Below are 20,314 nucleotides of genomic sequence, written 5' to 3' on the forward strand. Positions count from 1 at the left end.
ACGGCGGGCGCGGTGAAGAACGTGGGTGTGCAGGGCATCAAGAATATAGCGGGCGGACTCGACCGGTTCCTCATCGGCCTTGCGATCGTCGTCATTTTCCTCGGCGCGGCGATGTTCGGGATGCATCAATCCGTCAAGGGAGGTCCTAAGGCGGAGCGGGGGACGCTCGATTTGTCCGCTTGGGACTTTCGCGCAGACGGGACGGTCAGACTGGACGGGGAGTGGGCGTTTTATCCGGATCGGCTGCTGACGCCCGCCGACTTCGCGAACGGGAGGCAGCCTGCGGGCAAGCGCTACATCCAGGTGCCGGGCGTCTGGAACGGCGAAGACATGAAGGGCTACGGGTACGCGACCTATCGCCTGTCTGTCCGCATTCAGCCGACCGATCGGACCCTGTCCATCCACAAGCAGGTTATCCGGTTCGCGGACCGAATGTACGTGGACGGCAAGGAACTTGCGTCCTCCGGATCGCCGGGCGCATCCCGCAAGAGCTACGAGCCGGGCAACTTCCCCTATACCGTCTCGTTCGTCGCGTTGGGAGATAAGATCGATCTGCTGATCCAGGTCGCGAACTACGAATATCCGACCGGCGGCATCGCGTTGCCCCTGCGGCTCGGACTTTCCGACGACGTTCAGATGTCCCGGGCGGCGCAGACGATGTTCGAGTGGGCCGGCGCGATCATTTTTCTGCTGTTCGGCATCTTTTCGCTGTCGCTCTATTTCTTTTTCCAACGGCGTCTACCATTCCTGTCGTTCGGCTTGTTTTTCCTGTGCTTCGCCGTGCTGATCGTCATGAACGGACAGCGCATGCTGTTCCAGCTGCTGTCAGGCATGCCCTTCGAGATGATGTGGAAAATCAAGGATCTGTCCGTTCTGCTCGCGATTCCGTTCCTTTACGTGTATACGGCATATGCTTACGCGACCGGCTTGGCACGGCGCCTTCTGCTCTATCCGGCGGGCGCGATCGGACTGCTCTGCCTCGTCATCGTCTGGGTGCCGTACCACGTGTACGCCCCTTTGATGGACGGGATTATGTTGATATTCATGCTGCTGCTCATGTCGCTTGTCCTTTACGTGCTCGGTCTCTACAGCAAACCTGCGGCCTACTCGAAGCGCGAGATCAAGATGTACCTGATGGCGCTGGTATCGCTGCTGCTGCTGCAGATCAGCTCGGCCTTCGTGAACCAGGGCGACGGTACGTTTTTGCCTTCCATTCTGTCCGACGTGCTGGGGCTCTCGTTCGTCATCTTTATTGTGGCGATGCTCGCGCAAAATTATTTCTCGACGTACCAGTCGATGGTCAAGCTCACGGCGGAACTGCAGGCGGCCAATCAGTTGAAAGACGAATTTCTGCTGCGGACGTCCTACGAGCTGAACACGCCGCTGCAAGGGATCATGAACCTGTCCCAGTCGCTCCTCGACAGCTCCGCGCATCTGCCGAAGGACAGACGCATCAGGGAGCCGGGACAAGCTTCAGATCATCCGCAATACCGCATACCGGATGTCCAATCTGGTCAACGACATTATCGATCTTACCCGGATCAAGGACGGCCACCTGGAGGTCTCGCTCAAGCCGGTGGATCTGGTCGCCTGCGTGGCGATCGCCTTCGAGGTGAACGGGTTTCTGGCGCGGGAGAAGTCCGTGCGGCTCGAGCATCGTCTCGATCCGGAGAGCCGCTACGCGACGGCGGACGAGAACCGGCTCATGCAGGTGCTGTCCAACCTGATCGACTACAGCATGAAGTTCGACGATCTGACGGCCATCCTGGTGAGCGGTCACCGGCGTGACGATATGTCCGTCCTCCAGATCGAGGCGATCGTCTGGGGCGCCGGGATCACGGCGGACTCGAAGTCCCGTCAGCCGGGCTTCTACGGCGCCAATCTGGCCGCGGCGATCGAGCTCACGCGGCTGATGGGCGGCGAGATGCGCTTGCTGCCCGGCGAACAAACGCGCGGCAGCGTCATCTTCGAGCTGGCGCTGCCGATGTCCAAGCCCCCGAACGTCGATCGCGACGGCGTCATCCTGCGGGAGATCGGCGAACGGACGCAGGCCGGATCGGCTTCGCAGGGGCAGGCGGGCGGCGTCTATACGGTGCTCGTCGTCGAGGAGGAGCCGCTTCATCTGGAGCTGATGGTAAACCTGCTCATCAGCGAAGGCTACCGGGTGCTGACCGCCCGCTCGGGGGGAAGAGGCCCTGGAACGGCTCGAGGGCAGCGCCCGGCCCGACATCGTCCTGCTCGACGTGCTGCTGCACGGAGGGGGGCAGCTACGAGATCAGCCGCAAGATTCGCAAGCAGTACACGCCGATCGAGCTGCCGCTGCTGTTCGTCGCCGCGCGCACGACGCCGGCGGACGTCGAGGCGGGGCTTGCGGCCGGCGGCAACGACTTCATCTCCAAGCCGCTCGACGCTTCGGAAGTTCGGGTGCGCATTCGCACCCAGCTGGCGATGAAGCGGCTCGCGAAGGAAGCGACCGCGAGCGAGATGGCGTTTTTGCAATCGCAGATCAAGCCGCACTTCCTCTACAACGCGTTGGGCACGATCATGTCGCTTTGCTATACGGACGGCCCGCGCGCAGGGGAGCTGCTGGCGGTGCTCAGCAAATATTTACGGATTATTTTCCATGAGGATCATAAAGAAGAAAGCGTCCTGCTGTACAAAGAGATCGAGCTGGTCCGCGCCTACGTGGACATCGAGAAGGAACGGTTCGGCAATCGTCTCGCCGTCGAGATGGACGTGGACGAACGTCTCATGTCCTTCAAGGTCATGCCGCTGACGATCCAGCCGCTCGTCGAAAACGCGATTCGCCACGGCGTCGCCAAGAAGCTCAGCGGGGGACGGGTGTTGCTGTCGGTGCAGCGCCGCGGCTCCGAGGTGGAGATCGTGGTCGAGGACAACGGCGTCGGCATGGCCGAGCGCCAGGTGCGGGAGCTGATGGATACCGCCGGGGGCGAGTCGGACGGCGTCGGCTTCGCGAACATCGCCAAGCGCCTCGCTCATCTCAACGGCAGCCGGCCGCTTATCGAGAGCGCGCCGGACGTCGGGACGCGAATCACCGTCAGGCTGCCGATCAAGGACGACTAGCGAGAGGAGGGAAATCTTAATGATCACCGCATTGTTGGCGGACGACGAATCGCATGCGCTCAGCCTGCTGGAGCTGCTGCTCCACCAGACGGGCGACGTCAAGGTCATCGGACGCTGCGGCAACGGCATCGAAGCGATCGCGGAGATCGCGCGCCTCAAGCCCGACGTCGCGTTTCTGGATATCGAGATGCCTGGGATGAACGGGTTGGAGGTGGCGGAACGGCTCGGATCGGCGGCTTGCGATACGCAGGTCGTATTCGTGACCGCCTACGACCGGTATGCCGTGTCGGCATTCGAGAACGACGCGCTCGATTATTTGCTCAAGCCGCTCGAGGTGGACCGGCTCAACCGGACCGTCGGGCGCGTGAAGCGGGCGGTCGCCCGCAGGAAGTCCGAATCGCCGGAGCCGGCGTCCACAAGCGCGATTGCGGCGGACAATCCGCCCGCGGGGCTGCAGGTGCAGCTGCTCGGCGAGATACAAGTATCCGTAGAAGGCAAGGGAAGGCTCAAATGGCGGACATCCAAGGAAAAGGAGCTGTTCGCGTACCTGGCCGTCCACTACGGCAGCCGCATTCACCGCGACGTGCTGCTTGACGAGCTGTGGCCCGACGAGCATTACCAGAAGGCCAAGGTCTATCTGCATACTTGCGTGAGCTACTTGCGCCGCGACTTCCGCCAGATGGGCATGGAGGACGCCGTCATTTACGAAGACGAGAAATATTCTCTTGCCCCGCAGCTCGAACGTTCGGACTACCGGGAATTCGTCGCCGCGGCGGCCGGTCTTTTGCAGACGGGCGGCAACAACGCGGAGCAGCTCGAGCGCACGGTCAACCTGTATAGCGGACGGCTGTTCCGCAGCGAGGACTACCAATGGGCGGACGACGAGATCCGGCATACCGAGGCTGCCATCGAAGCGCAACTGCTGAGGCTGACCCAGCTCTATGAGGAGCAGCGGGACTATGGACGGATGATCGCCGCGGGGCGCAGGCTGCTGCAGCATTCGCCTTACAACGAGGAAGCCTATCGCACCTTGATGAAGGCTTACGCGGGCAGCGGCAAGCACGACGAGGTGTACCGCGTGTACGAAGAGATGGAGCGGAGGCTCGACGAGCTGCAAATCCAGGCGTCGGACATGACGCTGAGTCTGTACGAGGGCTTGCGGGTGCGGAAGCGGGGCTGAGGTTCGTTTTCGCGCGGCGAATTTTAAGCGAAACTTCAGGTTGCGCTCATGCGCGCTTAAGCCGAAGGGGATAAGATATTCTCAACCCCCCCCCTTTGATATAGCAAGAACCTTTGGACCCGCGGCGACGCGGGTCTCTTTTTTTATAGGATAGAAAGCATAAATTCGAAAAACTGACAGGTAACGCCCTTAAGCGCCTCTTCGGCCCGGAGTACGCGACAGTCCCGTCAAGTAACGCACGTCCAATCGCCCTTCCTGGCTGCACTTGCTAACCTTACGATGACGTTAGGCGGCAAGGTAAGCGTGAGATGCAAATGATAACTCGGGAGTAACAGAAGGCAAGCCGAGCGAAGACCGGACTCAGATGACGCTATTTCGTACAAATCGGTGCAATTGCGATCGTTTCGGACTGGAGAGTCGTTATTTACCCGGATCCAGGCTAAAAAAAGGCCTCTAATCCCGCAATAGAGGCACCTGGGTCCGCGAGCGGGCCGCAAATCGCGATCGGAACAAAAATAAGGGCTCCTCAGTCCGTACGCTGCGCCATTACGTAAAAAAAAGGCCGCAGGCGGCTTTTCTCATGCCGCGGCGCTATTCTTCGTGAACGATCTCGCCCGTCCGCGACAGATCGTAGCCGGAAATCGCGGCCAGCTCTCCCTTGAACAGATCGGAGCGCAGTTCGGCGAGCAGCCCTTCGATCCAGGGCAGATTGGCCGGCGTCTTCAGCGCGACCAGATCGTAGCTCTCCTGAATGAGGGGGATAAAGTCGATACGCCCGACGAACGCGGCTGCCTTCTCGATGCCGACGCCGAAGTCGGCTTCCCCCGGACGCGACCTTCGCGGCGACGGCCATGTGGCTCGTCAGCTCGTCGGCGTAGCCGGCGATGCCGCTCGCGCGGATGCCGCGCACCCGCAGCTGCTCCTCGAGCAGCACCCGCGCGCCGGCGCCGCGTTCGCGGTTGGCCAACCGGAGGCCGGGCCGCGACAGATCCGCCCAGTCCGCGAGCCCGAGCGGGTTGCCTTGCCGGACGTACAAGCCGGCCATGCGGCCGAGCAGGCGCACGACCATATACGGCGCTCCGATCAGGATGCGCCGGATGTAAGGCAGGTTATACTCGCCGGTGTCGCCGTCGTAAAGATGCGTGCTGACGATGTCCGCCTCGCCGCGGTACATCGCGATCAGGCTGTCCAGGCTGCCCGCGTAGGCGCGCAGCGGACGCATGCCGCCGGCTTGCGGATTGCGCTCGAGATGCTTGGCGAGCAGATCGAGGCTCATATCCTGGCCGGTGATGACCAGCGGCCGAATCGCCGAACCTGCAGGTTGCGACGGAGCTGCGGACCGCGCCGGCGGCGCGCCGCGCGTCTCCGCTTCCGCGGCTGCTTCCGCAGGCTGCCTGTGCCGAGACTGCGCCTGCAAGGCGGGAGAACGCATGCGCTGCTTGTAGGCTTCCAGGTCCGCGGCATCGACCCGCATCTGTTTGCCTACGCGGTAGGAAGGCAGCTCGCCTTTTTTAATCAGGTCGTAGACGGTCAGCTTCGATATTTTGAGCATTTGGGCGATCTCTTCGGTCGTATAGGAGATACTGGCGGTCATATCGGGCAAGCTCCTTATAGGCGAGGATCCGCAAGGCGAATTGTTGAATCTATTGTAGCACAACGGTCGAACGGAACGCTCCACGCAGACGTTTACAGTTTATATTCGGTTATATATAATTATGTTTAATTATAAATAGATATAATTAGTGGGGACGTGTGGAGCCGCTATGCGAAAAAAAATGAGATTTAATGCGATTTGGATCGTTTATGTGGCCGTCGTGCTTGGATTGTCCGCTTGCGGAGGGGCGAACGGTTCCGACGGCTCGCCGTCGGTTTCTTCGACCGCATCTTCAACGGCCGCTTCAACCGACGCGCCGTCCGCGGAGGAGACCGAGCTCACGGTGTCCGCGGCGGCCAGCTTGACGGACGCGCTCGGCGAGCTGAAGGCGCTGTACGAGACCGCGCATCCGGAAGTGACGCTGAGCTTCAACTTCGGCGCCTCGGGCGCCCTGCAGCAGCAGATCGAGCAAGGCGCGCCGGCCGACCTTTTCCTGTCCGCCGCAACCAAAAACATGCAGGCGCTCGTAGACAAGGGGCTGGTGCAGGAACAGCGCAACCTGTTGAAAAACGAACTGGTCGTCGTTGTGCCTTCGGACGGGGCGGCCCCCGTCGCAAAGCTGGAGGACCTGTCGGGCGACGCAATCAAAAAAGGTCGCCGTCGGCATTCCCGAGAGCGTGCCCGCGGGCGGCTACGCCAAGGACGCATTGACGGCCGCAGGGCTGCGGGACAGCTTGCAGGGCAAGCTGGTGCAGGGCAAGGACGTGCGCCAGGTGCTGCAGTACGTAGAGACGGCCAACGCCGACGCCGGCTTCGTCTACAAGACGGACGCGCTGTCGTCCGGCAAGGTGAAGGTCGCCTTCGCGGTCGACCCGGCGCAATACAAGCCGATCGTCTACCCGGTCGGCGTCGTCAAGGCGACGAAGCATGCCGATGCCGCCGGGCGCTTCTACGAATATTTGCAAACGCCGGAAGCGGTCGCCGTCTTCGTCAAGTACGGATTCTCGGCCGCTGCCGGGTAAGCGCGGCACCCGATGGATTGGCATGCGTTCTGGCCGCCCATTCGGCTCTCGCTCCAGGTCGCGCTGATCTCGAGCGTCGTCGCGCTGGCGCTCGGCACCGTCGCGGCGCGCTTCTTGTCCAGGCGCCGGTTCAGAGCCCGGTCTCTCGTCGAGACCGCCTTCATGCTCCCGCTCGTGCTGCCGCCGACGGTCGTCGGGTTCGTCCTGCTCGTCCTGCTCGGAAGGCGCAGCGGCGCGGGCCGGTTCATCGAGTGGCTGACGGGCGCGCCTGTCGTCTTCTCGTGGTGGGCGGCCGTCATCGCTTCCGTCGTCGTCGCTTTCCCGCTCGTCTACCAGACGATGAAAAACGGTTTCGCCTCCGTCGACCGCGAAGCGGAGGAGGCGGCCAGGGTCGCGGGAGCGAGCGAGCTTCAGGTGCTGCGCTATATCACGCTGCCGCTTGCGGGACATGCGTTGCTGACGGCGTTCGTGTTGGCGTTCGCGCGCGGTCTCGGCGAGTTCGGGGCGACGCTGATGATCGCGGGCAATATTCCCGGACGGACGCAGACCGTTCCGACTGCGATCTATGTGGCAGTGGACGCCGGTCATACCGGGATGGCGTGGGCCTGGACGTCGGCGGTGATCGGTATCTCGTTCCTGCTGCTGCTGTTCACCGGACGTACAAGGAAGTGAGACGCGGCAGGATCGCGTTTCGCGACTGCAGCAATAAAAAAGAACCTGGCGCAAATCGCCAGGTTCTTTTTTTATTGCGGAAAGGCAGATCCGATGATAAAATCAATCTGCTTTATGTTTTTGTAAATAAAGTCAAATGTATCGCATCTTACAATTTAAATGTACCATGTCGGCAAACTCTTGTCAAACGTTTTTTATTTCGGCGATGAAGGAGAGATAGGCATGCGTTCTTTCGTACTGGGCCTTCAGGAGATGGATCCTTCGCAGCTTGCGTTGGTCGGGGGAAAGGGTTTGAATTTGGGCGCTTTATCGAAAATCGAAGACGTAGAGGTCCCCGAAGGATTTTGCGTTACCACGCTCGGCTTTCAACAGGCGGTGGCGGGCCATGAAGCGTATCAAGCGCAGCTCGACCGATTGAAGCGGCTGCGCGCGGAAGATCAGGCGCAAATCGGCAGCGTCAGCGAAGAAATGAGACGGATCGTGGCGGGCCTCACGCTTCCCGACGAAGTCGTGTCGGACGTGAAGCGCCGGCTCTCGCGGCTTGGCGAAGCGCACGCTTATGCCGTGCGGTCGAGCGCGACTGCCGAGGATCTGCCCTATGCCTCGTTTGCCGGCCAGCAAGACACGTATCTGAACGTTGTCGGCGTGGATGCCGTCCTCCGGCATATCGTCCTTTGCTGGGCTTCCCTGTTTACCGACCGGGCGGTCGTCTACCGGATGCAAAACGGGTTCGATCACAGCCGCGTATACTTGTCCGTCGTCGTTCAGCGCATGGTCTTCCCGCAAGCGTCGGGCATTTTGTTCACAGCCGATCCCGTCACGTCCAATCGCAAGCTGCTGTCCATCGACGCCGGCTTCGGGCTTGGCGAAGCGCTGGTGTCGGGTCTCGTCACGCCCGACCATTACCAAGTCCTGGATGAGGCAATCGTCCACAAACGGATTGCGGACAAAAAGCTCGAAATTCGCGGGCGGGAAGAAGGAGGGACGGAGACAAGGCCGATCGACGCCGACCGGTCGCATGCGCAGGTGCTGACCGACGGGCAAATCGTAAGCCTTGCGCGCATCGGGCGGCGGATCGAGGCACGCTTCGGGAGCCCGCAGGACATCGAATGGTGTTTGGCCGGAGACACCTTCTACATCGTGCAGAGCCGTCCGATCACGACGTTGTATCCGATACCCGAAGCGCCTGATCGGGAAAATCGCGTCTATCTGTCCGTTGGCCATCAACAGATGATGACCGATCCGATCAAACCGATGGGACTGTCGTTCTACCTGATGACGACGCACGCGCCGATGCGCACCGCAGGCGGCAGGCTCTTTGTCGATGTCACGCCGCGTCTGACGACGTCGGCAGGCAGAACGATGATGATCGACGTATTGGGAAAAGCGGATCCGCTCATCAAGGACGCGCTCACGAACGTGGTCGAGCGGGAGGGCTTTTTGAAGCTGTTGCCGGCGGACGAGCAGACCGGGCCTCGGAGCGACGCCCTCGGGCTGCCGCCGGCCCCTCAAACGCCTCCCGAGCTCGATCCTGCGATCGTCTCCGGGCTGATCGCGGAAAGGGAAGCCTCGATCGAAGCGCTGAAGCAGGCGATCCGGTCGAAGTCCGGGCCGGCTTTGTTTGAATTTATTTTACAAGATCTCGAGGAATTAAAAAGGTTGCTGTTCGACCCGCGCAGCACGAAAACATTTATGACGGCCATGGATGCCGCCGCGTGGATCAACGAGCATATGGCGCTGTGGCTCGGCGAGCGCAACGCGGCGGACGTCTTGTCGCAATCCGTGCCGAACAACATCACCTCGGAGATGGGCCTTGCGCTGCTGGACGTGGCGGACGCGATCCGTCCGTATCCGCAAGTCGTCGCCTATTTACAGCGTGCGGTCGACGACCGCTTTTTAGAGGCGCTCACCGAGCTCCCGGGCGGCCGGGAATCGCGGGAGGCGATCGAAGCTTATCTGGACAAATACGGCATGCGGTGCGCGGGGGGAGATCGACCTGACCCGAACGCGCTGGAGCGAACGGCCGCTCGAGCTGGTGCCGATCCTACTGGGGCATATCCAAAAATTCGCGCCGCACGAAGGCAGACGCAAGTTCGAGCAGGGGCTTCGGGAGGCGCGGGACAAAGAGCGGGAACTCCTGGAGCGGCTGCGCGCCTTGCCGGAGGGCGATCGGAAGGCGGAAGAGACAAAGCGACGGATCGACCTGCTCCGCGGCTATATCGGCTATCGCGAGTATCCAAAATACGGCATGGTCAGCCGTTACTTTATATACAAGCAGGCGATGCTTCAAGAAGCCGAACGGTTGACGCAGGACGGGGTCATAGACGAAAAAGAGGATATCTACTACCTGACCTTCGAAGAGCTTCGGGAGGTCGCGCGTACCCGGCTGCTGGACAAAAAAATCGTCGGCGAGCGGAAAGAGAAATACAAGTGGTACGAGAAGCTGACGCCTCCGCGCGTCATGACCTCGGACGGCGAGATCGTCCGCGGCCGTTACCGGCGGGACCGGCTCCCTGCGGGCGCCATCGCAGGTCTGCCCGTGTCCGCGGGCGTGATCGAAGGCCGGGCAAGGGTGATCCTGAATATGGCGGATGCCGCGCTGGAGGAGGGGGATATCCTCGTCACGGCCTTCACCGATCCAGGCTGGACGCCGCTGTTCGTATCGATCAAGGGACTCGTCGCGGAAGTAGGCGGACTGATGACGCACGGCGCGGTCATCGCCCGCGAATACGGACTGCCGGCGGTGGTCGGGGTAGAGGACGCGACCAGGCTGATTCGAGACGGGCAGCGGATCCGCGTGAACGGCTCAGAAGGCTATATCGAGCTGTTGGAAGGCTGAACCTGACAGACCTTCATGCAGCGGCCGCCGAGCTTCAGTGCAGCAGCCGGCTCTCCTTCGCTTTGCGCGTCGAAGCGGCCAGGAGGCGGTTGATCGGACGCTTGAGCGCGAGCCCGAGCACGAGGGCGGCGGCGGCGTACGCGGCCGTGAACGCCAGGCAGCGGCGCACGATGTCCCAGAGAATGCCCCCGACCGCTTCGCGCATCATGGAGATCGCGTAGGTGAACGGCAGATACGGGTGAATTTTCTGGAAGAAGGGCGGCGCCATCTGGATGGGGAACGTCCCGCCCGCCCCGCCGAGCTGCAGCACGAGCATGACGATCGCCAGCGCCTTGCCGACGTTGCCGAACACCGAGACGAGCGTGTAGACGATCAGCATGAACACCGCCGACAGCAGCATGCCGAACAGCACGAACCAACCCGGGCGCGCGACGTAGGCGCCGAGCACGTAGATGTCCCCCAAGGTGACGCAGAGCGATTGCAGCACGGCGAGCGTCCCGAGCGTCAGATATCTGCCGAAGTATACGTGCCGGCTACGGTAGGAGACGCCGGGCTCGTCTACGTCGACCGTCAGGACCGATACGAGCAGCACGGCGCCGACCCAAAGCGACAGCGTGGTGAAAAAGGGAGACATCGCGGACCCGTAATTGGGGATCGGGTAGAGCTTGTTTTCCTTGAGCAGGACGGGTGCCGCGAAAAACGCGCTTTCCTTTTGCGCGTTATGGCGCAGCAGCTTGATGATGTCCGCGAGGTTGTTGTCCTTCTCGAACGCGCGGATCTTGTCCGCGATCTCGCCGATCTTGCGCTGCGCCGCCGGCAGCTCCGCCTTCGCCTTGGCCAGCTCCGCTCCGCCCAAGGTCAGCGCCGATGCCGCGTCCGCGAGCACGCGCTTCGCGTCGGGCATCGCGGCCGACGCATCCTGGAGCACGGCCTGCGCCTTGTCGGCGGCGTCCGCGGCTTTGCCGAGCGCCGCGTCGATGCGCGGCGCGATCTCGCCGTCGTAGGCGCCGAGCAGCTCGCCCAGACGCGTCTCTCCCTCGCCGGCCAGCGCATTCAGCCGGCCTGCCAGCGCCTCCGCGGGCGCTTCGCCGCGCCCGGCCGCTTCCGCGATGCCTTCGAGCAGCTTCGCCTGCTCGAGCATGCCGGCTTGCGCCTGCTTCAGCTTGGCTGCCGGCGCGGACAGCGCCGACGCGCCCGACATGGCGTCCAGCTGCTCGAGCAGGCCGCCGAGACGCCCGGCGACGTCCGCGCCGGTCCGCAGCCGCTTCGCCGCACCGGTCGCCGCCGTCGCGGCCGCATCCAGGTCCGGGTTCGCGGCCTGAAGCAGCGCCGTCGCCGAGCGGGCCGCGCCCGCAAGCTGCTGCAGGCTCAGCAGATCCTGCTTGATCTGCGGCCCCATTTGCGCCAGCGCCGCGCGGCTTTGAGCGAGCAGGGCGCCGGTTTTCTCCGCCAACGTCTGACCTTCCGTGGCAAGCGCGGCCACGTCGGGCAGGCGTTTTTGCGCTTGGGCCACGACGCCGCTCGCGAGCCCGACGTCGCGCTGCGCCGTATCCGCGGCGGCATTGATCTCGGGGAAGGCCGCCTCAAGCTTGAACAGCAGCGCCTTCACCCTTTCGATCGACGGCAGGCTGGCTTCGAGCTCGCTTCCGGCTTCGTTGAACAAGCCGAACAAAATGCCGCTCGCCGTCTCGACGAAGCTCTGACTGACCTCCTGCACGATGCCGGTGGCGCCTTTCGAAGTGATTTTCGGCGCAATCGCGTTGATTTTCTCGTTGACGTAATAGTCCAGCGTCGCGGGCGACGGCTCCGAGGCCAGAATGGTGGCCAGGCTCGCGGAGAAATTGTCCGGAATGACGATCGCCGCGTAGTAGTCGCCGTGCTTCACGCCCCGCATCGCCTCGGCCCGGCCTGCGAACGTCCATCCGACGCTCGGGTTGTCCGCCAGCTTGGCGGCGATCTCCTTGCCGACGTTGACGGGTGTGCCGCGGATCGTCGTGCCCTTGTCTTCGTTCGCGACCGCGATCGCGATGCCGCCGGTCTGCGCATACGGGTCCCAGGACGCTTCGATGTTGAACCAGGCGTAGAGGGAGGGCAAGCCGACGAGTCCGAGGAGGATGACCGCGGCCGCCGGATTCGTGAACGCGCGGCGGAGATCGCGGAGATAGATGGAAAAGACGGGTTTCATGCGCGAATTCTCCTTTCCGGCAAACAAGTACTAATATTCCTATCCGGCACGCCTGTCATCCGTCATCCGGAAGCGAATCGTTTATGCCGTATACGCGCAAGATCCGGGCGATTCCCGATCTCGTGGAGGAGGCCGTGCTGCGACGCGCTTGCCGAATGCGGTACAATGAAGGCAAGAGACGGCGGAGGAGCTGCGGGTCATGACAGCAAGAACGATAGAAAAGCAAGCCGGCGGCCGACGCAATATCGGCATCTTCGCGCATGTCGACGCAGGCAAGACGACGACGACCGAGCAGATGCTGTTCGCGAGCGGCCGCATTCGCGCGGCGGGCAGCGTGGACGACGGAACGGCGCAGACGGATTCGCTGGAGGTCGAACGGGCGCGCGGCATCTCGGTCCGCGCCGCGGTTACGCGCTTCGCCTGGCGGGGCATCGACGTGAATCTGGTGGATACGCCGGGACATGTCGATTTTTTGGCGGAGGTCGAGCGCGCGCTGCGGGTGATGGACGGAGCGATCTTGATCGTGTCGGCCGCCGAAGGCGTCCAGGCGCAGACCGAAGTCGTCTGGCAAGCGCTGCGGGAGATGAAGCTGCCGACGATTCTGTACGTCAACAAGATGGACAGGGTGGGTGCAGATCCGGAGGGCGTGCTTCGCCAGATCAGGCGGCTGCTGTCGCCGGCGGCGGTGCCGGTTCAGGCTCCCGTCGGCGCCGAGGACCGTTTCGCCGGAGCGGTCGATCTGCGGGCGACGGCGGGCGGCGACGGCGAGGGCTCCGAATGGGCCGAAACGTTCGGCCGACTGCTGGCGGAGGCGGCCGCGGAACGCGACGAGGCGCTGCTCCTGCGTTACTTGGAGGAAGGGAGCTTGCCCGCCGAGGATATGAAGGCTTCTTTAGGCGAGGGGGGCCCGCCGCGGCGAACTGTTCCCCGTGCTGTTCGGGGCGTCGGCGCGGGGCATCGGCGTGCGGGAGCTGATGGACGCGATGGTCGAGCTGCTGCCGCTGCCCGCGGGCGATCCCGCGGGAGACGTATCCGGCGTTGTGTTCAAGCTCGAACGGGATCCCGTCATGGGGCGAATCGCTTATGTACGTCTCTACGGCGGGACGATCGCGAACCGCGACGTCATACCGGGCGGCGCCGAGGGGACAAGCGACAAGATCACGCAGATCCGCAAGGCGGACGGCAAACGCTGGGAGGACGTCGGCGTGCTGGAAGCCGGAGATATCGCGGCCGTATGCGGCTGGGGCCGGGCCAGGATCGGGGATGTCGTCGGCTCGGCCGAAGGCGTGCCCGGCGTGCGGCAGCTCGCGGTGCCGCTGCTGACGGTGCAGGCGTTCTGGCGATCCGAGGCGGAGTATCCCGCCGTGGTCGCGGCCTGCCAGGAGCTGGCGGACGAGGATCCCGCGCTCGCGCTCCAGTGGATGCAGGACGAGCGCGAGCTGCACCTGAAGGTGATGGGGCCGATCCAGACGGAGGTGCTGGCCAGCGTGCTGCAGAGCCGGTTCGGCCTGACGGTGACGTTCGGCCCGCCGTCCGTTATTTATAAGGAAACGCCCGCCAGCGCAGGAGAGGGCTATGTCGCGTACTTGGCGCCCAAGCCGTGCTGGGCGATCCTGCGCTTCCTCGTCGAGCCGCTTCCACGCGGCAGCGGGCTCGTCTATGAATCGAAGGAGCGCGGCGAGCGTCTGGCGGACAGCTATCAGAACGAAGTGGCCCGGCGCGTGCCCGAAGCGCTGCGCCAAGGCTTGCTGGGTTGGGAGGTAACGGATCTCAAGGTGACGCTGGTCGAGGGAGAGCACCATGTCTGGCACACGCACCCGCTCGACTTCGTCATCGCGACGCCGATGGGCATTATGGACGGCCTGGCGCGCACGGGCACGCGGCTGCTCGAGCCCGTGCTCAAGTTCAAGCTGTCCGTCCCCGCGGAATTCGCCGGCAAGCTGATGAACGAGCTCCTGCTGATGCGGGCGGACATCGGAGCGCCCGTCCCTGCCGGCGAGCGGATGGAGATCGAAGGCCGCCTGCCCGTGGCCGACTCGCTGGATTTCCCGGCGCGGCTCGGTTCGATGACCAAGGGACGCGGCGTGTTGTCCGCTTCGTTCGCGGGCTATCAGGAGGCGCCGGCCGGCGTGGCGGCCGAGCGCAAGCGCTCTGGCGTGAACCCGCTGGACCAGGCCAGGTTCATCCTGGCGGCGCGCAGCGCGCTGAGCGCGACTTAAGCGCGTTCAGCAAGTTCAGGCGTTTGTGAAGTGGAGCGGCGGAAGCGGTTGGCGCGAATATCATGGGCGGAAAAGGGCCGGAGCGTGGCTCGCCTAGCTTGCGCTGGCTGCGCAGGCTAGAACCAGCCGCGTTTGGAGCGGTACGTACGCACGCGGGATAGCGTGGCCGGCGCGTCCTCCGGATGCGAGGCGCCTGCCTTCGGCTTCTCGCCCTCCCCGGCGCGTCCCGCAACGGCCGGGGAGGAGGGCGGCGTCTGTCGCGCCGGCTGTTCGCCGAGCTGCTGCTCCAGGCGGGCCACGCGGCTCCGCAGCTCGATCAGCTCCCGTTGAAGGCTTGCGACCGTTCGTTCCCAGTGGCCGAGCACCATCTGCAGATCGTCGGGCCGGCCTTCTTCGGCGCGCGCGCCTTCGGACGCGGCGGCTGTCGGCGATGACGTCGTTGTTTGGGGCGAGCTCGGCGCATCGGGCGCGGTCTCCGGCTCCGGGTCGTTGCGATCCCGAGCGCGGTCGGACTGCTTGCGGACTGCGCCGAGCAAGCCTGCCAGTTCCTCCTTGGACAGCCCGGACGGTTGCTCCGGCATGGTCATCGATCTCCATCCTCCCGACTCCGCTCCGTTCGTTCCGATACCGCGGGTCTTTTTCCATTTTACAACAAAAGGACGGGCGGACCTAATTATAAGACGGATGGGAAAGCGATTTGAAGCGAAGGCGCGCCGCGGGTTATGATCAAGGTGGCCTAAATAACATGGATTCCATCGCATGGAACGCAAAGGAGCATATCGCACATATGGAACTAATGGAAGCGATTAAAGGACGCCGCAGCATCGGCAAAGTAAAAGACGAGCCCGTCGCTCGCGAATTGATCGAGCAAGTCATCGAGGCGGCGACCTGGGCGCCCAGCCATCATAAGACCGAACCTTGGCGATTCGTCGTGATGAGCGGCGAAGGCAGACGCGCGCTCGGCCGCGCTTATGCGGCGATGGCCGAGTCCGCGGTCGCGGGCATGAACGAGCAAGACCGCGCGGACCGCCTCGCGCGCGAGGAAGCCAAAGCGCTTCGCTCGCCCGTCGTCATCGTCGCCGTGAGCTCGCCGGCCGTCGACCATCCCCGCGCGGTGCTGTGGGAGGAGCGGGCGGCCGCGCACGCCGCCGTGCAAAATCTTTTGCTGGCCGCGCATGCTGCCGGCCTGGGCGCCGTGTGGCGTACCGGCGACGGCCTCGGGAATCCCGAGATGGCGAAGACGTTCGAGCTGACGGGGAACGAGGAGATCGTCGGCTTCGTTTATGTGGGCTACCCGGACATGGCGGCGCCTGCCGCAGCCCGGATTTCTGTGGCGGACAAGACGCGCTGGATCGAGGCATAACTCGATGAACAGGTGCGCGGCCGACATGTATGTTTATTCGGGCGCGCGCGCACCTTAAAGCTGTAAGCCCTTATTTTATATTTGGAAACGTCCGAGCCGAGCGCCCCCCTGCCGCGCGCGCTCGGCTCGCCGACGCCGGTCTCGTCTCTTCGGAGACGAGGCTCTATTTATCTGGCCCGCTATATCCGCAACCGGAAAGGAGCCGTGCGCCCGCATGAACCATGTCGTTCTCTGGTCCGTCGCCGCCGTCTGCGCCGTGCTCGCGCTGACGCTGGCACTGGTTTGCTTGTACCTTTATCGGGTGGCCATCGCGCGCAACAGCAAAGCGTTCCTGGGCGCGGATCCCAGCCTGCCCGAAAACGAAGCGTCCAGCTGGCATTCCGCTGCCGCCTGGTACGGCAGCCAGCCGTTCGAGCTGGTCGAGATCGCTTCGTTCGACGGGCTCCGCCTGCGCGGGCATTACCTGCCCGCGGACGTGCCGTCCCATCGCGCCGTCGTCCTGGCGCACGGCTACAACGGCCAGGGCGAGGACATGGCCGCCTTCGCGCGCGAGTACCATGCGGCGGGCTACCACGTCCTCATGCCGGACGCCCGCGGACACGGGCACAGCGAAGGCCGCTATATCGGCTTCGGCTGGCACGAGCGCAAAGACTACGCGCGCTGGATCGACGAGCTCGTGCGGCGGATGGGCCCGGACGCGCAGATCGTGCTGCACGGCATCTCCATGGGCGGCGCGACGGTGCTGATGACGAGCGGCGAATCGCTGCCGCCTCAGGTCAAGTGCATCGTCTCCGACTGCGCGTACAGCTCCGTCAGGGAGATCCTCGCGTATCAGCTGCGGCGCATGTACAAGCTGCCTCCGTTTCCTCTTCTGCCGCTCACCAGCCTGGTCTGCCGGCTCCGCGCAGGTTACTTTTTCGGCGAAGGGTCGGTCGTGCGGCAGGTGTCAAAGGCCGAACGACCGATCCTGTTCATCCACGGCGGGAGCGACAGCTTCGTGCCGACGGCGATGGTCCACAAGCTGCACGAAGCCGCCGCGACGGCGGACAAGCCGCTGCTGATCGTGCCTGGCGCGCAGCACGGTACCGCGTATACGACCGACCCGGAGGCTTATAAAGGCGAGGTGCTCTCGTTTCTCGCGCGGAACCTGAGCCCCGAGACCGTACGGATGACGTCTCCCCGAGAAGCTTAGACGTCGTATTCGAGCTGCCTGCGCGCCTGCGCGATGAATTCAAGCGGCGTGGACGTCTCCTCCGGACTGAACTCCACGGCGCCGATCTTCAGGATCAGCTCGACTTTGAGGCGGGTGCCGGCCGCCGTCTCGTTCAACTCCCTGGCGCGCTGCCGCAGTCTGTCGATGACGACGTTGGCGCCTTCGCGATCCGTGAACAGCAGCATGCCCCAGGTCGGATTGTCGGCGTTAAGCATGTATAGCGAATCGTTGGTCCGAATGCTGGTTTGGCTAAGCTGGCTTACGTTGTAGATCGTCTGGGTCATCTGGTCCCGGCTGATCATGCGCTTGATTTCGTCCCAATACTTGACGCTGACGACGAGCAGGGTGAGCGGCATTTTGTAGCGCTGGGACAGCGCCATGAATACCGTCGCGTCTTTCTGGAACGACAGGCTGTTTTTCAGGTCGGTATGCTCGTCCATGGTCGCGAGCGACTGATTCAGCTTTTGGAGCCGTGCGTTGTCCTCCTGCAGCCGCCGGTTCGCCATCGTGACCATCCAGGTGATGAGCGTCAGCATCGGCGTCAACAACAGCCAGACGTAGTTCTGGGCGCTGACCGTCGCCCCTTCGACGACCGTCCGGTACAGCGTGAACGTCCCGTAGCCGAAGATGAACAGGATATTCAGGATCAAGCCTGCGGTGACGTTGGTGAAGTAGGTGATGATCGCGATCAGAAAAGCGGCGTTCAAGAAGATGATGTTGTACATATAACGGTCCGGGTCGCCCGCCATGTAGACGATGGCGACGAAGGAGAAGATAAAAAGAAGCAAATAGGCGCCGTCCGACAACAGGCTGCTCTGGTCGCGTCTCATTTGACATCTCTCCTTTTCCGGCGGTGCTTGCGAATCAACAAAATCAGGGACAGCAGGACGAGCAGCAGCACGGAGACGGCCGCGACGGTAAAGGCGAGCACGTCGCCGCGATCCAGAATGTCGGCCACGGCGGAAGGCTGATCGGGCGCCGCTTCGATCTTGAAGCGGTAAGCGTGGATCTCTCCGTCCATGTCCGTCACGGCGCCGTCGCCGTAAACCTTCCAGAGCGTCGATTCGCTCGCGATAAGCTTGGAGGCCAGATACGCATACCGGGATTCGGCGCCTGTAACCGCCAGCAGCCCGTGTCCGGATTCGTAGGGAGAGACGATCAGCTGCAGCGATCCGATCCGCTTGCCGTATTCCTCGTCGATGCTCATCTTCTCGTTCGATACGAACCCGGTACCGGCGGCATCGTATTTAAAATAAAGGTTTTTGTTCGCGTCCCGGATGACCGGATTGTCCGCATAGGAGCCGATCGCGATGACGTTGCGGTCTTTAAGCTGGTCGGCGGTCACATCGGCGCCGAAGAAGCGGACTTCGCCGGCGTTGCCTTCCGCGTATTGCCCGAGCAGGTTGAACAGGTTGCCGATCGTCCGGTACGTATTGCCGTCGCGGGTCTTCGGCAGCACGACGCCGACTTGATTGTAGATGCCGTCCCGGAGGAACGGGTACGGATAGTTGTTGAACAGCAGCTCGGTGCGGTCCTTCGTATTCAGCTGCAGCATCGTGTCGGCGTCAATGAACGCCCACGGCATCTGATCCTGCGGCAACATGCAGGAGTCGTTTTTCAATTCTAGGTCGAATGCGGCCGTGATCGTGAAGTTGCCGGACAGATTCATGTTTTTCGGGATCGTCAGGTTCAGGCTGTCCCCGTCCGCGAGCGCCTCGGTCAGCTTCTTGCTGCCGATCGGCTTGCCGTTGACCAGAACGGTGACCAGCGACCGGTCGAAGTCCAGGTTTTTGGCGTACCGGAAACGCAGGCTCAGCTTGCTGGCTTCGGCGACCGAGCGATTGGCCGGCAGCGCAATGAAATAATCTTTGGTCCGGTGGTTGACGCCCGTGATCTGGTCGCCTGCGTCAGTGAGACTGATCAGCTTCGTGATGCTTGGCGCGGGCGAAGCGACCTCCGTGTTTTCCGTCACTTCCTTGACGGGACCTGAGAGCTGCGCGAGCAGCGCGGCGTTGCCGATCAGCTTGCCCGCTTTGACGAGCAATTCGGCGTTGTCCGAGGTGACGACCAGCGACGGCTGTCCGTTCGCGTCAACCAGCCGAATGACCGCCTTGTCGCCGAGCGAGGCATCGGGGATCAGCGCCCGGAGATTTGCCGGGAGCCGGTCGCGTTTGGCGACGGCCACGACCAGCTTTTTTGGCCGCGATCTCGCCGTCGTCGATGCCGTAGGCAAGCAGCGGAACGCCCTTCGCGCCGGCGCCGCCCGATTTGGCCAGGCCCGAGAGCGCATAGACGGCCGCTTCGAGCTCCGAAGCATCGGCATCCTTGGGGACGGCGATCGCGTTGTCCTGCCGCGCAAGCGTGTCGAGCCCCGTGAACCGGACGGCGAAGTCCGAGATGGCGCTTGCGAGCGGCAGCGGCGTATAGCCGACGATGATGCCGGAGCTTTTGTAAATCTGGAGCCATTTATCCGCTTGGTAGGTGGGCGTGCAGATTTGCACCTGCTCGTCCCCCGATGCGATATGGCCCTGAACCGTCAGCGTGTTCGTGCCCTCGATCAATGCCGAGACGGGGACTTCGACGACCATCCGCTGCCGGGCGCTCTCGCTCGCGACCGGACGGAACGACGTGACGGCGGTCCCGTTGACGCTGACCGTGACGCTGGACAGCTTGTCCTGCGCCAGAGGCGAGGCCTTGTAGTCCAAGGCGACCTTGACCTGTCCGACCTTCCAATAGGCGGGCACCTGGAAAAACTGCTGCTTGTACGAAACGTTGCCGTCCAGCGTGATATCCGTATCGGAGATCGGCGTCGTGTAGGACGTGGCGCCCGAATTGACGCCGGCATTGACGCCCGGCTCCGCGGCCATGGCCGCATAGGGGGCCGAGGCGGCAGCGGCGAGGCACAGCAGCATGAACAATATGAGCCCTTTTTTCACACGGCTT

The 20,314-nt window shown here is 63.2% G+C and carries 12 protein-coding genes and 4 pseudogenes; 10 read left to right on the forward strand and 6 right to left on the reverse strand.

The window, feature by feature from the left end; genetic code table 11:
• The first annotated feature begins 12 nt into the window (after positions 1 to 12).
• The 3 genes from OMP40_RS21465 to OMP40_RS21475 all read left to right on the forward strand — a co-directional run bounded on the left by OMP40_RS21465 (position 13) and on the right by OMP40_RS21475 (position 4,264).
• The gene (locus OMP40_RS21465; RefSeq protein ID WP_277534420.1) at positions 13 to 1,788 is read left to right on the forward strand and encodes a hypothetical protein; all 1,776 of its coding nucleotides are present in this window, start codon (positions 13 to 15) and stop codon (positions 1,786 to 1,788) included.
• 636 nt (positions 1,789 to 2,424) lie between these two features.
• Positions 2,425 to 3,084 (forward strand): sensor histidine kinase, encoded by a 660-nt coding sequence (locus OMP40_RS21470; RefSeq protein WP_277534422.1) that lies wholly within the window; start codon positions 2,425 to 2,427, stop codon positions 3,082 to 3,084.
• A 19-nt stretch (positions 3,085 to 3,103) separates the two neighbouring features.
• Entirely contained in the window at positions 3,104 to 4,264 is a 1,161-nt protein-coding gene (locus OMP40_RS21475) for a response regulator (protein WP_277534424.1), read from the forward strand.
• A 591-nt stretch (positions 4,265 to 4,855) separates the two neighbouring features.
• On the opposite strand, the pseudogene OMP40_RS21480 reads toward OMP40_RS21475, so the two are convergent.
• Positions 4,856 to 5,858: pseudogene (locus OMP40_RS21480) on the reverse strand (substrate-binding domain-containing protein).
• A gap of 169 nt (positions 5,859 to 6,027) precedes the next feature.
• Between OMP40_RS21480 and modA the strand changes: the two are divergent.
• The 3 genes and pseudogenes from modA (at position 6,028) to ppsA (ending at position 10,391) form a co-directional block, all read left to right on the forward strand.
• Positions 6,028 to 6,880, forward strand: a pseudogene (gene modA / locus OMP40_RS21485) (molybdate ABC transporter substrate-binding protein).
• A 12-nt stretch (positions 6,881 to 6,892) separates the two neighbouring features.
• Positions 6,893 to 7,552: a molybdate ABC transporter permease subunit gene (gene modB / locus OMP40_RS21490; RefSeq protein ID WP_277534426.1), complete on the forward strand. Its 660-nt coding sequence runs from the start codon at positions 6,893 to 6,895 to the stop codon at positions 7,550 to 7,552.
• Between the two features lie 222 nt (positions 7,553 to 7,774).
• A pseudogene (gene ppsA, locus OMP40_RS21495) lies at positions 7,775 to 10,391 on the forward strand (phosphoenolpyruvate synthase).
• A gap of 34 nt (positions 10,392 to 10,425) precedes the next feature.
• On the opposite strand, the gene OMP40_RS21500 reads toward ppsA, so the two are convergent.
• Positions 10,426 to 12,576 (reverse strand): YhgE/Pip domain-containing protein, encoded by a 2,151-nt coding sequence (locus OMP40_RS21500; protein WP_277534428.1) that lies wholly within the window; start codon positions 12,574 to 12,576, stop codon positions 10,426 to 10,428.
• Positions 12,577 to 12,871: 295 nt separating this feature from the next.
• On the opposite strand from OMP40_RS21500, the pseudogene OMP40_RS21505 reads away from it, so the two are divergent.
• Both OMP40_RS21505 and OMP40_RS21510 read left to right on the forward strand, forming a co-directional pair.
• Positions 12,872 to 13,204: pseudogene (locus tag OMP40_RS21505) on the forward strand (GTP-binding protein); the annotation flags it as partial.
• Between the two features lie 301 nt (positions 13,205 to 13,505).
• Positions 13,506 to 14,795, forward strand: a complete 1,290-nt coding sequence (locus tag OMP40_RS21510; protein WP_277534429.1) for a translation factor GTPase family protein — start codon at positions 13,506 to 13,508, stop codon at positions 14,793 to 14,795.
• A 116-nt stretch (positions 14,796 to 14,911) separates the two neighbouring features.
• On the opposite strand, the gene OMP40_RS21515 is transcribed toward OMP40_RS21510, so the two are convergent.
• A complete protein-coding gene (locus OMP40_RS21515; RefSeq protein ID WP_277534431.1) occupies positions 14,912 to 15,382 on the reverse strand; it encodes a hypothetical protein in 471 nt (156 codons plus the stop codon).
• Positions 15,383 to 15,582: 200 nt separating this feature from the next.
• Between OMP40_RS21515 and OMP40_RS21520 the strand changes: the two genes are divergently transcribed.
• Both OMP40_RS21520 and OMP40_RS21525 read left to right on the forward strand, forming a co-directional pair.
• On the forward strand, positions 15,583 to 16,158 hold the full coding sequence (locus tag OMP40_RS21520; protein WP_277534433.1) for a nitroreductase family protein: 576 nt from the start codon (positions 15,583 to 15,585) through the stop codon (positions 16,156 to 16,158).
• Between the two features lie 214 nt (positions 16,159 to 16,372).
• Positions 16,373 to 17,350: an alpha/beta hydrolase gene (locus OMP40_RS21525; RefSeq protein ID WP_277534435.1), complete on the forward strand. Its 978-nt coding sequence runs from the start codon at positions 16,373 to 16,375 to the stop codon at positions 17,348 to 17,350.
• Here the strand turns inward: OMP40_RS21525 and OMP40_RS21530 are convergent.
• Genes OMP40_RS21530 through OMP40_RS21540 form a run of 3 tightly spaced genes read right to left on the reverse strand, consistent with a single transcriptional unit; the run spans position 17,347 to position 20,307 of the window.
• On the reverse strand, positions 17,347 to 18,201 hold the full coding sequence (locus tag OMP40_RS21530) for a diguanylate cyclase domain-containing protein (RefSeq protein WP_277534436.1): 855 nt from the start codon (positions 18,199 to 18,201) through the stop codon (positions 17,347 to 17,349). The two genes, OMP40_RS21525 and OMP40_RS21530, sit on opposite strands and share 4 nt — an antisense overlap.
• Positions 18,198 to 19,556: a cellulose biosynthesis cyclic di-GMP-binding regulatory protein BcsB gene (locus OMP40_RS21535; RefSeq protein ID WP_277534939.1), complete on the reverse strand. Its 1,359-nt coding sequence runs from the start codon at positions 19,554 to 19,556 to the stop codon at positions 18,198 to 18,200. The genes OMP40_RS21530 and OMP40_RS21535 overlap by 4 nt, the downstream gene beginning before the upstream one ends.
• Positions 19,462 to 20,307, reverse strand: coding sequence for a cellulose biosynthesis cyclic di-GMP-binding regulatory protein BcsB (locus OMP40_RS21540; protein ID WP_277534438.1), 846 nt, complete (start codon positions 20,305 to 20,307; stop codon positions 19,462 to 19,464). Before OMP40_RS21540 ends, OMP40_RS21535 begins: the two co-directional genes overlap by 95 nt.
• Positions 20,308 to 20,314 lie beyond the last annotated feature (7 nt).

It is taken from the genome of Cohnella rhizosphaerae (assembly GCF_029525575.1).
Lineage (GTDB): Bacteria > Bacillota > Bacilli > Paenibacillales > Paenibacillaceae > Cohnella > Cohnella rhizosphaerae.

Excerpts from the sequence above, each read along its gene's own strand:
- OMP40_RS21520 (WP_277534433.1), top strand. The coding sequence starts at position 15,583 with ATGGAACTAATGGAAGCGATTAAAGGACGCCGCAGCATCGGCAAAGTA.
- OMP40_RS21500 (WP_277534428.1), bottom strand. The coding sequence starts at position 12,576 with ATGAAACCCGTCTTTTCCATCTATCTCCGCGATCTCCGCCGCGCGTTC.
- OMP40_RS21515 (WP_277534431.1), bottom strand. The coding sequence starts at position 15,382 with ATGACCATGCCGGAGCAACCGTCCGGGCTGTCCAAGGAGGAACTGGCA.
- OMP40_RS21475 (WP_277534424.1), top strand. The coding sequence starts at position 3,104 with ATGATCACCGCATTGTTGGCGGACGACGAATCGCATGCGCTCAGCCTG.
- OMP40_RS21525 (WP_277534435.1), top strand. The coding sequence starts at position 16,373 with ATGAACCATGTCGTTCTCTGGTCCGTCGCCGCCGTCTGCGCCGTGCTC.
- modB (WP_277534426.1), top strand. The coding sequence starts at position 6,893 with ATGGATTGGCATGCGTTCTGGCCGCCCATTCGGCTCTCGCTCCAGGTC.
- OMP40_RS21530 (WP_277534436.1), bottom strand. The coding sequence starts at position 18,201 with ATGAGACGCGACCAGAGCAGCCTGTTGTCGGACGGCGCCTATTTGCTT.